We start from the raw sequence: 13,584 nt of genomic DNA on the forward strand, positions 1-13,584 counted from the left end.
GGTCGGCATCGCCTTATATCCGGTTCTTGTCCATCGGCTCACGGTTTCGATTCACGCTTCCTCCCCACACTTGGTCGCCCTCATGCAGTTGCGCTTCACTTCGTTCGCTGTGGTCAGCTCACGGCGGAACTTTCACCCGCAAGATTGCGCCCATGCTGGGCGCACAACAAAAAACCCGCGCTGTCACCAGCACGGGCTTTCGCTCCAGCCTGCGTCAGATCAACGCTCCAGCAGAATCCGCAGCATGCGGCGCAGCGGTTCGGCCGCACCCCACAGCAGTTGGTCGCCGACGGTGAAGGCACCCAGGTACTGCGAACCCATGTTCAGTTTGCGCAGACGACCGACCGGAATGTTCAGGGTGCCGGTGACGTTGGTCGGACTCAGCTCCTGCATACTGATTTCGCGCTGGTTCGGCACCAGCTTCACCCACGGGTTGTGCTGGCTGATCATGCCTTCGATATCAGCGATCGGCACGTCTTTGTTCAGCTTGATGGTCAGCGCCTGGCTGTGGCAACGCATGGCGCCGATGCGCACGCAGATGCCATCGACCGGGATCGGGCTCTTGAAACGACCGAGAATCTTGTTGGTCTCGGCCTGGGCCTTCCACTCTTCGCGGCTCTGGCCGTTCGGCAGTTCCTTGTCGATCCACGGGATCAGGCTGCCGGCCAGCGGCACACCGAAGTTTTCGGTCGGGTAGGCTTCGCTGCGCATGGCCTCGGCAACCTTGCGGTCGATGTCGAGGATGGCGCTGGCCGGGTTGGCCAGGTCATCAGCCACAGCGGCGTGGGTAGCACCCATCTGGCGGATCAGCTCACGCATGTTCTGCGCGCCGGCACCGGAAGCGGCCTGATAGGTCATGGCGCTCATCCACTCGACCAGGCCAGCCTCGAACAGGCCGCCCAGGCCCATCAGCATCAGGCTGACGGTGCAGTTGCCACCGATGTAATTCTTGGTGCCAGCGTCGAGCTGCTGGTCGATCACCTTGCGGTTGACCGGGTCGAGGACGATAACCGCATCATCCTGCATACGCAGGCTGGAGGCGGCGTCGATCCAGTAGCCCTGCCAGCCGGCTTCGCGCAGCTTGGGGAAGACTTCGCTGGTGTAGTCGCCACCCTGACACGTCAGGATCACATCGAGGGTCTTGAGCTCTTCAATGCTGTAAGCGTCCTTGAGCGGAGCAATATCCTTGCCCACTGCCGGACCCTGGCCACCGACGTTGGAGGTGGTGAAGAACACCGGCTCGATAAGATCGAAATCCTGCTCTTCCAGCATCCGCTGCATGAGCACGGAACCGACCATACCGCGCCAACCGATCAGACCTACACGTTTCATCGCAACTACACCTTTGCTAAAAAGTGGGCCGCTGCTTCACAAGGAAAAACAGCAGCGGGCCCGAGAGATTACAGATTCCGCAGCGCTGCGACTACTGCGTCGCCCATTTCCTGCGTACCCACCTTGCTGCAGCCGGCCGACCAGATGTCGCCCGTGCGCAGCCCCTTATCCAGCACCAGGCTGACGGCCTTTTCAATAGCTTCGGCTGCCGCCTGTTGGTTGAAGCTGTAACGCAACATCATCGACACCGACAAAATGGTTGCCAGCGGGTTGGCAATACCCTGCCCGGCGATGTCTGGCGCCGAGCCGTGGCATGGCTCGTACATGCCCTTGTTGTTGGCATCCAGAGACGCTGACGGCAGCATGCCAATGGAGCCGGTGAGCATGGAAGCTTCATCCGACAGGATGTCGCCGAACATATTGTCAGTGACCATCACATCGAACTGCTTGGGGGCACGCACCAGTTGCATGGCGGCATTGTCGACGTACATGTGGCTGAGCTCCACATCCGCGTAGTCCTTGGCCACTTCCTCGACGACTTCACGCCACAGCTGGCTGGAGGCCAGGACGTTGGCCTTGTCCACCGAGCAGAGCTTCTTGCCGCGCACACGGGCCATGTCGAAACCGACGCGGGCAATCCGGCGGATTTCGCTCTCGCTGTATGGCAGGGTGTCGTAGGACTGACGCTCGCCACCTTCCAGTTCACGGGTACCGCGCGGGGCGCCGAAGTAGATGCCGCCGGTCAGCTCGCGAACGATGAGGATGTCCAGGCCGGAGACGATTTCCGGTTTGAGTGAGGAAGCATCGGCCAACTGCGGATAGAGGATCGCCGGACGCAAGTTGGCGAACAGGCCCAGTTGCGAACGGATCTTCAGCAAGCCGCGCTCGGGGCGAATGTCACGCTCGATTTTGTCCCACTTAGGGCCACCCACGGCGCCCAGCAGCACGGCGTCGGCCTGGCGCGCACGCTCCAGGGTCTCGTCGGCCAGTGGCACGCCGTGCTTGTCGATGGCCGCACCACCGATCACATCGTGGGCCAGGCTGAAGCCGAGCTGGAACTTGTCGTTGGCCAGCTCCAGCACCTTGACCGCCTCGGCCATGATTTCCGGACCGATGCCATCACCTGGGAGAATCAGAATCTGCTTGCTCATGGGTTCCTCTTGTTCGAATCAAGCGACACGCCGCACTGGCCTGCCGGAAAAATAATCAGCGCTCAGCCCAGAGCAGCAAAACATCGGTGCTGAACGAGCCATCGGCTTCAATCTGGTAATACTGCCGTACTTCTTCACCCATCGCCTGCTGCAAATGGCGTATGGCGCCGCGCATCACCTCTGGAGTACGCATGCGCTCGACCCAGGAACTGTACTCAAGGCGCAGGCGCTGGCGCATGTGGCTACGGGTGAACAGGCCGGCTTCTGCGACCTGCTGCAGCCACTGTGCCGCCGAATAGTCGCGCACATGACTGGTGTCGCGCAGCACTTCGACGCTCTGCAGGTAGGTGTCGAGCAGTGCGTTACCCGGTGACATCACGTCGATGAATGCCGCTACACCGCCAGGTTTGAGCACCCGGCGCACTTCGCGCAGGGCCAGACCGAGGTCGCTCCAGTGGTGTGCCGAATAGCGGCTGAAGACGTAATCGAAGGTCGCGTCGGCAAACGGCAGGCGCTCGGCAGCACCGCACTCGGTGACGATATTCCCGAAGTGACGCTCGGCGGCGGTAGCCGCCACCACGTCAAGCATCTGCTGCGACAGGTCGTAGGCCACCACTTCGCGCACCAGCGGCGCCACATGGAAACTCACATGCCCGGCGCCGCAGCCCAGGTCCAGCACACGCGCCCGCCCCTGCCCGGCCAGTTCGGCCTGCAGCAAGGCGAACTCGCTGCCCTGGGCGTGCACGGCACTGCTCAGATAGGCACTGGCCTGTTCACCGAACTGGCGTTGGACGACACCCTTATGGCTGTTGCTGGTCATCTGGATCTCCTGGGGCCTGCCCCGCGATTACTTCAACACATCAATCAAACGTCACGGAACAACCAAGGCTGACTAGCCCGATGTTTGGCTTCGAACGTGGCAATCGCATCACTGTCTTGCAAGGTCAGGCCGATGTCATCCAGACCATTGAGCAAGCAGTGCTTGCGAAACGCATCGATCTCGAAACTCAATACCTTGCCATCAGGACGGGTCACCGTTTGCGCCTGCAGGTCGACGGTCAACTGATAGCCAGGGTCGGCTTCGACCTGCTTGAACAGTTCATCGACTTCTTCATCACTGAGGATGATCGGCAACAAGCCGTTCTTGAAGCTGTTGTTGAAGAAGATGTCGGCGTAGCTCGGTGCGATGATGCTGCGGAAACCGTACTCTTCAAGAGCCCATGGCGCATGTTCACGGCTCGAACCGCAACCGAAGTTCTCGCGGGCGAGCAACACACTGGCCCCCTGGTAACGGTCGTGGTTCAAGACAAAATCCGGGTTCTTCGGCCGCTTGCTGTTGTCCTGGTACGGCTGGCCGACATCCAGGTAACGCCACTCATCGAACAGGTTGGGGCCAAAGCCGGTGCGTTTGATCGACTTCAGGAACTGCTTGGGAATGATCTGGTCGGTGTCGACGTTGGCACGGTCCAACGGCGCGACGAGGCCAGTGTGCTGGGTAAAGGCTTTCATGCTGCACTCCCTTGGATCAACTCACGTACGTCGACAAAACGACCGGTTACAGCGGCGGCGGCGGCCATGGCCGGGCTCACCAGGTGGGTACGACCGCCAGCACCCTGACGACCTTCGAAGTTGCGGTTGGAGGTCGAGGCGCAATGCTCGCCACTCTCCAGGCGGTCCGGGTTCATCGCCAGGCACATGGAGCAGCCCGGTTCACGCCATTCGAAACCGGCTTCGAGGAAGATCTTGTCCAGGCCCTCTTTCTCGGCCTGGGCTTTGACCAGGCCCGAACCCGGCACGACGATGGCTTGTTTGATGGTCGAAGCGACCTTGCGGCCCTTGGCGATCTCGGCAGCAGCGCGCAAGTCTTCGATCCGCGAGTTGGTGCACGAACCGATGAAGACCCGGTCGAGCTGGATATCGGTGATTGCCTGGTTGGCGCTCAAGCCCATGTACTTCAAGGCGCGTTCAATAGAGCCGCGCTTGACCAGATCGGCTTCGGCAGCCGGGTCAGGTACGCGCTGGTCAACCGCCAGGACCATTTCCGGCGAGGTGCCCCAGCTGACCTGTGGCTTGATCTGCGCAGCGTCCAGCTCGATCACCGTGTCGAACACCGCATCGGTGTCGGAGACCAGGTCTTTCCAGGCTTGCACAGCCTGATCCCATTGCTCGCCTTTAGGCGCATATGGGCGCCCCTTGACATAAGCCACGGTCTTTTCGTCGGTGGCGACCAGACCCACCCGCGCGCCCGCTTCGATGGACATGTTGCAGATGGTCATGCGGCCTTCGACGGACAGGTCGCGAATCGCGCTGCCGGCAAACTCCATCGCGTGACCGTTGCCGCCGGCAGTGCCGATCTTGCCAATCACGGCCAGGACGATGTCCTTGGCCGTGACGCCAAAGGGCAACTGGCCTTCGACGCGCACCAGCATGTTTTTCATTTTCTTCGCCACCAGGCACTGGGTGGCGAGCACATGCTCGACTTCCGAGGTGCCGATGCCATGGGCCAGGGCGCCAAAAGCACCATGGGTAGAGGTATGCGAGTCGCCGCAGACCACGGTCATGCCCGGCAAGGTCGCGCCCTGCTCCGGGCCGATGACGTGGACGATGCCCTGACGCACGTCATTCATCTTGAATTCGGTGATGCCATACTCGTCGCAGTTTTCATCGAGGGTCTGCACCTGCAAGCGCGACACTTGGTCGACAATGGCGTCGATACCGCCCTTGCGCTCCGGCGTGGTCGGCACGTTGTGGTCAGGCGTGGCGATGTTGGCATCGATGCGCCAGGGTTTGCGGTTGGCCAGGCGCAGGCCTTCGAAGGCTTGCGGCGACGTCACTTCATGAATGATGTGACGGTCGATATAGATCAGCGCCGAACCATCGTCGCGCTGCTTGACCAAATGCGAATCCCAGAGCTTGTCGTAGAGCGTTTTGCCGGCCATCAGACGGTTCCTCATCAGCGTCTTTCTATGCCAATAACCACTTGGCTTGTACGGACGATCCTATGAGGTTAGATTGAATAACTCAAATTCATATTTTTTATGCTTTGGATAACCAAAAGGAATTCAAGTAGTGGACCTGGCCAACCTCAATGCCTTCATTGCCATCGCCGAGACCGGCAGCTTCTCCGGCGCCGGGGAACGCCTGCACCTGACCCAGCCAGCAATCAGCAAACGCATCGCAGGGCTTGAGCAACAACTGGATGTGCGCCTGTTCGATCGCCTCGGCCGCGAGGTCAACCTGACCGAGGCTGGCCGCGCCCTGCTACCGCGCGCCTACCAGATCCTCAATGTGCTGGACGACACCCGCCGGGCCCTGACCAACCTCTCTGGCGAAGTCAGCGGCCGCCTGACCCTGGCCACCAGTCACCACATCGGCCTGCACCGCTTGCCTCCCCTTCTGCGCGCCTTTACCCGGCAGTACCCGGCCGTAGCGCTGGACATCCAGTTTCTCGATTCAGAGGTGGCCTACGAGGAAATCCTCCATGGTCGTGCGGAAATTGCCGTAATCACCCTGGCCCCCGAGCCCCACAACCTGGTCCGCGCCGTACCCGTCTGGGATGACCCACTGGATTTCGTCGCCGCTCCCGAGCACCCGCTGGCCCGCAACAACGCAGTCAATCTGGCGGACATCGCCCATCACCCCGCGGTTTTCCCCGGTGGTAACACCTTCACACACCATATTGTGCAGCGTCTGTTCGAAGCCCAGGGTCTGACGCCAAACATCGCCATGAGCACCAACTACCTGGAAACCATCAAGATGATGGTTTCCATCGGCCTGGCGTGGAGCGTGCTGCCGCGTACCATGCTCGATGAGCAGGTTGCGCCTATCGCTTTGCCGGGCATACAGCTGTCGCGCCAGCTAGGCTACATTCTGCACACCGAGCGAACGTTATCGAATGCCGCCAAAGCCTTCATGGCCCTGCTCGACAGCCACGCCGGCAGCGCTGAGCCATTGAGGTAAACCCGGTAAGTACGACTCTCCAGGACGCGTCACCTGCCAAAGGTCTGGTATCGATGCCCAAATCAGCAAATCGCTTTCCGCGTCTGCCACGCATCCATGCGGCAGACCCCCAGGCGTTGGAGCAGACCTGGGAAAACGCACCGCAACTGCTGGCGGCGTTGAATGGCGCGCGCCTGGGCGCCTGGTTCTGGGATGTCGAGACCGGGCAGATCAGTTGGTCCAGAGGCACCCAGGCGCTGTTCGGCTTCGACCCCGAGCAACCGCTGCCCAATGACCTGGACTACCTCGACCTGCTGCCGGCCGAAGACCGCGCCCGCACCTTGCAAGCCTTTAATGCGGTGATCAACGGCGAACCGGTGGAACAGGCCTTGCGCCACCGTATCCGCTGGCCCGACGGCAGCCTGCACTGGCTGGAAATCAACGGCAGCCTGGCCAAGGACAAGCAGGGCCGCCCCCAGATGATCGGGGTGATCCGTGAAATCACCCGCCAGCGTGAGCGGGAAACCGCGCTGATCAACTCGGAAAAGCGCTTTGCCACGCTGTTTCACCTGAGCCCTAACGTGGTGCTGCTGACCCGCCGCTCCGATGGCCTGATCTACGAGGTCAACCAGCACTTCGAACAAACCCTCGGCTGGCCCGGCCACCAGGTGATCAACAAGACCACCGTCGAACTTGGTCTGTGGGCCAACCCGCAGCAGCGCCACCTGGTACTGGAGGCCACACGTGGCACCAGCGGCCCGGTCACCCTGGAAGTACAGTTTTGCGCCAGCAACGGCAAGATCCACGACGGCATCCTCAGCACCCAGAACATCGAGCTAGAAGGCACCGTCTACCTGCTCAGTACCTTCGTCGATACCAGCGAACGCAAACGCGCCGAACAGGCCCTCAAGGACAGTCAGGAGCGCCTGGACCTGGCGCTGGACTCCGCGCAACTGGGCACCTGGGACTGGCATATTCCCAGCGGCATGCTCTATGGTTCAGCGCGCGCCGCCGAACTGCACGGCCTGGAACCGGTGCCTTTCCATGAGTCCTTCGAGGCGTTTTTCGAGGGGGTGCCGGAGCAGGAGCGCAGCACCATGCGCAAGGCCTATCGCAGTCTGCGCGAAGGTCCAGCCGGCAACTACCAGTTCACCTACCAGGTCCAGCTGGAAAACGGCACCTCGCGCTACATCGAAAGCCGTGCCCGGCTGTACCGCGACGAACAGGGCAAGCCGCTGCGCATGGCCGGCACCCTGCTCGACATCACCGACCAGGTTGAGCGCGAGCAACGCCTGATCAGCTCGGAAGAAAAGTTCGCCAGCCTGTTCCAGGCCAGCCCCGACCCGATCTGCGTGACTCGCCAGGACAGTGGCCAGTTCATCGAGATCAACCCGGCATTCACTCAGACCTTCGGTTGGGACGCCGCCCAGGTCATCGGGCGCACCGCCGAGGAAATCGACCTGTGGGCCGAGTCCGCCGAACGCGCCCGACGCATCGAACAGGTGATTCGCGACGAAGCCCTGAACAATGTCGCGGTGGTGGTCAACCACAAAGACGGCCAACCCCTGACCTGCGTGATTTCCAGCCGCCTGATCAAAGTCGACGACCAGCCTTGCAGCGTCACCACCCTGCGCGATATTACCCAGCAACAACGGGCCGAGGCCGCACTCAAGTCCAGTGAGGAGAAATTCGCCAAAGCATTCTATTCCAGTCCCGACGCCATCACCATTACCGAGCTCGACAGTGGCCGCTACCTGGAGGTCAACGACGGTTTCTGCCGGTTGACAGGCTACAGCAGCAGCGAAGTGATCGGACGCAGCGCAAACGAAGTCGGTATCTGGACCGACGACAAACAGCGCGCGGCCCTAATTTCGGAGCTGCAGGAAAAGGGTCGGGTACACCATCGGGAAATGCTCGGACGCAACAAACGCGGCGACATTCTCACCGTCGAGGTGTCAATCGAGCCGATTACCCTCAACGAGTCACCCTGCCTGCTGCTCACGGCCCGCGATGTCAGCCAGTTGAAGAACGCCCAGGCGCAAATTCGACACCTGGCCTATCATGACCCGCTGACCAACCTGCCCAACCGCGCCCTGCTGATGGACCGCCTGAGCCAACAGATCGCCTTGCTCAAGCGTCACAACCTGCGCGGCGCGCTGCTGTTTCTCGACCTGGACCACTTCAAGCACATCAACGACTCCCTCGGCCATCCGGTCGGCGACACCGTGTTGAAAATCATCACCGCGCGCCTGGAAGCCAGCGTACGCCTGGAAGACACTGTGGCGCGCCTGGGTGGCGACGAATTCGTGGTACTGCTCAGTGGCCTGGAAGGCAGCCGCGACGAAGTCACGGAAAAAGTCCGTGAACTGGCCGATACCCTGCGCGAATTACTCGCCGAGCCGATGTTTCTGGATGGTCAGCGCCTGCAGGTCACACCCAGCATCGGCGTGGCGCTGATTCCCGATCACGGCTCGACCCCGGCCGACCTGCTCAAACGCGCCGACATTGCCCTGTATCGGGCCAAGGATTCCGGACGCAACACCACCCAGCTGTTCCACACCACCATGCAGAAGGCTGCCAGCGAACGCTTGCGCATGGAAAGCGACCTGCGCCTGGCTTTGGCCCGTGGCGAACTGGCCCTGCATTTCCAACCCCAGGTCGATGCGCGTGACAATCGTATTATCGGTGCCGAGGTACTGTTGCGCTGGCACCACCCGCAACTGGGCCAGCAACCGCCGGCGCAATTCATCCAGGTGCTGGAAGAAAGTGGCCTGATTCTTGAGGTGGGCAGTTGGATACTCGACGAAGCCTGCGATGCCTGCGCCGGTATGTTGCGCGACCAGTTGATCGACGCCAATGGCTTCAGCCTGTGCGTAAACATCAGCCCGCGACAGTTTCGCCAGAACGACTTTGTCGAGCGGGTATTGCGCAGCCTTGATGACTTCCGCCTGCCGTACAAGATGCTCAAGCTGGAGATCACCGAAGGCATTGTCATCCAGAACCTGGAAGACACCATCAGCAAGATGCGTGAACTCAAGCGTTATGGGGTGAGCTTTGCCATGGATGATTTCGGTACCGGGTATTCGTCGCTGACCTACCTCAAGCGCTTGCCGGTGGATGCACTGAAGATCGACCAGTCGTTCGTGCGTGATGCGCCGGAGGATCCCAACGATGCGGAGATTGTCCGGGCCATCGTGGCCATGGCCCGGAGCCTGGAGCTGGCGGTGATTGCCGAAGGGGTGGAGTTGTCTGAGCAGCTGGAGTTTCTCGAGCAGTTGGGGTGTCATTTGTATCAGGGGTACCTGCATAGCCGGCCGTTGCCCCTGGGTGAGTTTCGGCGGATGTTGCTGGAGGCACCGGCCCTGTGACCTGTAGGAGGCCACCCGCCGCCCAGGCGCCGCGCTGTCGCGCAGCAAACAGGGTGCGCATGGCTTTAGGGAAATTCTGAAGAAGGTCGCCACCGCGTTTAATGTGACCACCGACTGGCTGGTATTCGAGCAAGGTGAGCGCGAGCCACAAGACGAGCTGAAGCTGAAGTTCGAGGCCGTTGCACAGATGGACGAGGAAGAGCGCCGTTCGATACTGGCCCTGCTCGATGCCATGATCCTCAAGCACCAGACCAAGCGTTTTTTTGTGCCGCGGGCCGAAAATGGCAAAGCGGCAAGCAGCTAGAAAGGGAAACGCAGCTAAGAAAAAGGCGCGCTACAGTCTGTAGTTCTGTTTCCCCAGTAAATTTACGGCCTGCAGGGCAGTTTGTAGTCGCCTGTGACTACAGCCTAATGTAAGCGTCCGGCCAAGTCACCTTCCGAACTCCAGCATTAAGGGCGATGGTGTCCGCGTATTTTTAAGCGGACGCGATCGCCCTTATCGCCAGGATTTCCGTGCGCCAACGAAGCTCTTATCCCAAACCGTTCAAGGCCCAGGTGGTTCAGGAATGCCTGCAACCCGGAGCAACCATTTCCAGTGTCGCCATCAGCCACGGCATCAACGCCAACGTTATTCGCAAGTGGATGCCGCTCTACCGAGATCAGCCCACAACCTCGCTGCCGGCATTTGTTCCATTGAAGGCTGTGCCTAAACGACCAACCGAGGCTTCGGCGCTCATTGAACTGGCCCTCGGCGAACAATCGATCACAGTGAAATGGCCAGCCTCGGATCCTGAAGGCTGCGCCCAATTTGTCCGAGCGTTTGCTCAGTGATCCGCATCGATGCGATCTGGCTGGCCACCGAGCCGATGGACATGCGCGCCGGTACCGAAACGGCGTTAGCCAGGGTGATTGCCGTGTTCGGTGCGGCGAAGCCGCACTGCGCTTATCTGTTTGCCAATCGCCGCGCCAATCGAATGAAAGTCCTGGTGCATGACGGCGTCGGTATCTGGCTCGCGGCGCGACGATTGAATCAAGGCAAGTTCCACTGGCCAGGCATTCGCCACGGCTCGGAGGTCGAACTCGACAGCGAGCAACTTCAAGCTCTGGTGCTGGGGCTGCCCTGGCAACGAGTCGGCGCGGGTGGCTCAATCACAGTGCTCTAAGCACCTACCATTTGGCCTATCTGTTGGTCGCCGCTGATAGCCTGCTCTGGCACAATCGGCGGCATGACTTTCTCGCCCAACCTCGACCAGATGACTCCGGAACAGCTCCGCGCCTTGGCAGAACAAGCCATGCAGTTGCTGTCCCAGGTCGATGCCATGGGTAAGCAGATCCACCGTCTTGAAACGACCAACGAACAGCTCGCCCACGAAATCGCCATCCTCAAGCGGCACAAGTTCGCCAAACGCAGCGAGCAGTTGAGCCCCGATCAGGGCAGCCTTCTTGATGACCTGCTCGATACCGATATCGCCGCGATCGAAGCTGAGTTGAAAGCGGTCAATCCGCCTGCCGCTCCGGCTGAACCCCGTCAGCAACCCAAGCGTGCACCGTTGCCGCCACAGTTTCCGCGTACCGTGATCCGCCACGAACCGGAAAACACCCAGTGTGCCTGCGGCTGCCAGCTTCAGCGCATCGGCGAAGACGTCAGCGAGAAGCTGGACTACACGCCGGGCGTGTTTACTCTCGAGCAACATGTGCGTGGCAAATGGGCCTGCCGCCAGTGCGAAACACTGATCCAGGCCGCCGTACCAGCCCAGGTGATCGACAAGGGCATCCCGACCGCAGGCCTGCTAGCCCACGTGATGGTGGCCAAGTTTGCCGACCATTTGCCACTGTACCGGCAGGAAAAAATCTTTGGCCGCGCCGGATTGGCAATTGCTCGCTCGACACTGGCGCAGTGGGTCGGCCAAACCGGCGTGCAACTCCAGCCTCTGGTCGATGCGCTGCGCGAAGCGGTGCTGGGCCAAGGCGTGATCCACGCCGATGAAACTCCGGTGCAGATGCTTGCGCCAGGCGAGAAGAAAACCCACCGGGCTTACGTCTGGGCTTACAGCACCACGCCGTTTTCGGCGCTCAACGCTGTTGTTTATGACTTCAGCCCAAGTCGTGCTGGCGAACATGCGCGCAACTTCCTTGGCCCGTGGAATGGCAAGCTGGTGTGCGATGACTTTGCTGGGTACAAAGCCGGGTTTGAGCAAGGCATCACGGAAATTGGCTGCATGGCCCACGCTCGGCGCAAGTTTTTCGACCTGCACGTGGCGAACAAAAGCCAGTTGGCCGAACAGGCACTGCACTCGATTGGCGGCTTGTACGAAGTCGAACGCCAAGCGCGGGGCATGAGCGATGAAGATCGTTGGCGAATACGCCAGGAAAAGGCGGCACCGATCATCAAAACGCTGCATGACTGGATGTTGGCCCAGCGCGAACTTGTGCCTAATGGATCAGCAACGGCCAAAGCCCTCGATTACAGCCTTAAACGCTGGGTAGCGCTGACGCGCTACCTGGAAGATGGGGCTGTGCCCATCGACAACAATCAGGTGGAGAACCAGATACGGCCGTGGGCGCTAGGCCGCTCGAACTGGTTGTTTGCCGGGTCGTTGCGCAGCGGTAAACGGGCGGCGGCAATCATGAGCCTGATCCAGTCGGCGCGCATGAATGGGCATGATCCGTATGCCTATATCAAAGATGTGCTGATGCGGCTACCGACACTGCGGGCGAGTGAGATTGGGCAACTGCTGCCACATCAGTGGGTACCGGCCTGACTTACGCAAGGTGAGTTGGGCGGACGCTTACGGATAAAACAACACCGGCGCGCGGCCGGTGTCTGTAGAGCAAGATCAAACCGAAATTTCTATAAAATCACCAGACCTCATGGGTCTCCGCCCTGTAATTTTTCTCAATACGCTCAACAAGCAATGGCGCACTGATAATTCCTTCTGTCGGATACTCCAGCTCATCAGGCCTAAAATTTCTTTCGAGACGAAATGACTCTTTACCATCCCACAGCCAAAGAGAGCCACCCGGCCCGCCATTCCTGGAGCGGAACGTAGGAAACACCTGTAACCTTTCGGAAACAGGAACATTTGCCACAACAGATAGAAGGCCTTGATTGACGGCACTTTGAACAACAAAGAATGCGGAAAATTGTGGTTCATCATCAACTACAACCGAAAAATCATTTGGTTGTTCATTATGAAATCCGGGAAAAACGCGAATTAAAAAACCGAACTCCGGGTGCTTATGAGTAACTTGCGCATATGCGACACCCTGCGAGGTTAATACCTGCAAAATGTCGCCAAGTTTTACCTTCTTAGCCATCTAAAATCCTTCATATCCAGCTTTTTTCAGCAGCTCGGCACCGCGAATCAAACCCTGTTCATACTTAGTCGGATTTTTGACAGACGATATAGAGTTGATTTTATTGATTAACGTGCCGCCATCTTTACCAAGGCCATGGTAATCGATCAGTGTTTGCTCGACTGCCCGTGCGTCGGCACGAGAAATATTATCAAGCCCTCTGATTTTTGAAATAACTATGCCTTTTTCTCTGAGGTGAGCTTGACCGCGCTTAACTATGTCGTCGGTTATTCCAACATAACGAGCCACACCATCAACAACGCAGTTATAAACACAGGTCTTTCCACCTATAGAAGCAACCTCACCTGCGCCTTTTGCACCATCTACATAGCTTTAATCTCTGAAATCAGAGCCAAAAACTCTGACTCAGTTAACTCAAATTCCTCGCCCTCCTCCATTGCCATCAATGTGAGAAGGGCTCGATCCATGGGCGCAGT

13 protein-coding genes are annotated in these 13,584 nt (G+C 59.6%); 6 read left to right on the forward strand and 7 right to left on the reverse strand.

The window, feature by feature from the left end; genetic code table 11:
- Positions 1–219: 219 nt before the first annotated feature.
- The 5 genes from asd to leuC all read right to left on the reverse strand — a co-directional run bounded on the left by asd (position 220) and on the right by leuC (position 5,422).
- Positions 220–1,332 (reverse strand): aspartate-semialdehyde dehydrogenase, encoded by a 1,113-nt coding sequence (gene asd / locus ACRESH_RS23430; RefSeq protein ID WP_128326044.1) that lies wholly within the window; start codon positions 1,330–1,332, stop codon positions 220–222.
- Between the two features lie 68 nt (positions 1,333–1,400).
- Positions 1,401–2,483 carry a 3-isopropylmalate dehydrogenase gene (gene leuB / locus ACRESH_RS23435; protein WP_431744211.1) on the reverse strand — a complete coding sequence of 361 codons (1,083 nt, stop codon included), beginning with the start codon at positions 2,481–2,483 and terminating at the stop codon, positions 1,401–1,403.
- A 55-nt stretch (positions 2,484–2,538) separates the two neighbouring features.
- The gene (locus ACRESH_RS23440; protein WP_431744212.1) at positions 2,539–3,303 is read right to left on the reverse strand and encodes a class I SAM-dependent methyltransferase; all 765 of its coding nucleotides are present in this window, start codon (positions 3,301–3,303) and stop codon (positions 2,539–2,541) included.
- A 44-nt stretch (positions 3,304–3,347) separates the two neighbouring features.
- On the reverse strand, positions 3,348–3,992 hold the full coding sequence (gene leuD, locus ACRESH_RS23445) for a 3-isopropylmalate dehydratase small subunit (RefSeq protein WP_431744213.1): 645 nt from the start codon (positions 3,990–3,992) through the stop codon (positions 3,348–3,350).
- On the reverse strand, positions 3,989–5,422 hold the full coding sequence (gene leuC, locus ACRESH_RS23450) for a 3-isopropylmalate dehydratase large subunit (protein ID WP_431744214.1): 1,434 nt from the start codon (positions 5,420–5,422) through the stop codon (positions 3,989–3,991). The genes leuD and leuC overlap by 4 nt, the downstream gene beginning before the upstream one ends.
- Before the next feature lie 130 nt (positions 5,423–5,552).
- Between leuC and ACRESH_RS23455 the strand changes: the two genes are divergently transcribed.
- The 6 genes from ACRESH_RS23455 (at position 5,553) to tnpC (ending at position 12,552) form a co-directional block, all read left to right on the forward strand.
- Positions 5,553–6,443 carry a LysR family transcriptional regulator gene (locus ACRESH_RS23455; RefSeq protein ID WP_431744215.1) on the forward strand — a complete coding sequence of 297 codons (891 nt, stop codon included), beginning with the start codon at positions 5,553–5,555 and terminating at the stop codon, positions 6,441–6,443.
- Between the two features lie 53 nt (positions 6,444–6,496).
- Positions 6,497–9,790, forward strand: coding sequence for a sensor domain-containing protein (locus ACRESH_RS23460; protein ID WP_431744216.1), 3,294 nt, complete (start codon positions 6,497–6,499; stop codon positions 9,788–9,790).
- Between the two features lie 103 nt (positions 9,791–9,893).
- On the forward strand, positions 9,894–10,094 hold the full coding sequence (locus ACRESH_RS23465) for a hypothetical protein (RefSeq protein WP_431744217.1): 201 nt from the start codon (positions 9,894–9,896) through the stop codon (positions 10,092–10,094).
- 209 nt (positions 10,095–10,303) lie between these two features.
- Positions 10,304–10,621 carry an IS66-like element accessory protein TnpA gene (gene tnpA, locus ACRESH_RS23470; RefSeq protein WP_431744218.1) on the forward strand — a complete coding sequence of 106 codons (318 nt, stop codon included), beginning with the start codon at positions 10,304–10,306 and terminating at the stop codon, positions 10,619–10,621.
- Positions 10,618–10,953 carry an IS66 family insertion sequence element accessory protein TnpB gene (gene tnpB, locus ACRESH_RS23475; RefSeq protein ID WP_431744219.1) on the forward strand — a complete coding sequence of 112 codons (336 nt, stop codon included), beginning with the start codon at positions 10,618–10,620 and terminating at the stop codon, positions 10,951–10,953. The genes tnpA and tnpB overlap by 4 nt, the downstream gene beginning before the upstream one ends.
- A gap of 63 nt (positions 10,954–11,016) precedes the next feature.
- Positions 11,017–12,552 carry an IS66 family transposase gene (gene tnpC, locus ACRESH_RS23480; RefSeq protein ID WP_431744220.1) on the forward strand — a complete coding sequence of 512 codons (1,536 nt, stop codon included), beginning with the start codon at positions 11,017–11,019 and terminating at the stop codon, positions 12,550–12,552.
- Between the two features lie 97 nt (positions 12,553–12,649).
- Here the strand turns inward: tnpC and ACRESH_RS23485 are convergent, their stop codons facing one another.
- Both ACRESH_RS23485 and ACRESH_RS23490 read right to left on the reverse strand, forming a co-directional pair.
- Positions 12,650–13,108, reverse strand: coding sequence for a hypothetical protein (locus ACRESH_RS23485; protein ID WP_431744221.1), 459 nt, complete (start codon positions 13,106–13,108; stop codon positions 12,650–12,652).
- Complete coding sequence (locus ACRESH_RS23490) at positions 13,109–13,396, reverse strand: hypothetical protein (protein ID WP_431744222.1); 288 nt, start codon at positions 13,394–13,396, stop codon at positions 13,109–13,111.
- Positions 13,397–13,584: the final 188 nt, after the last annotated feature.

The organism is Pseudomonas sp. (genome assembly GCF_050739775.1).
In the GTDB taxonomy this organism is placed as follows: Bacteria; Pseudomonadota; Gammaproteobacteria; order Pseudomonadales; family Pseudomonadaceae; genus Aquipseudomonas.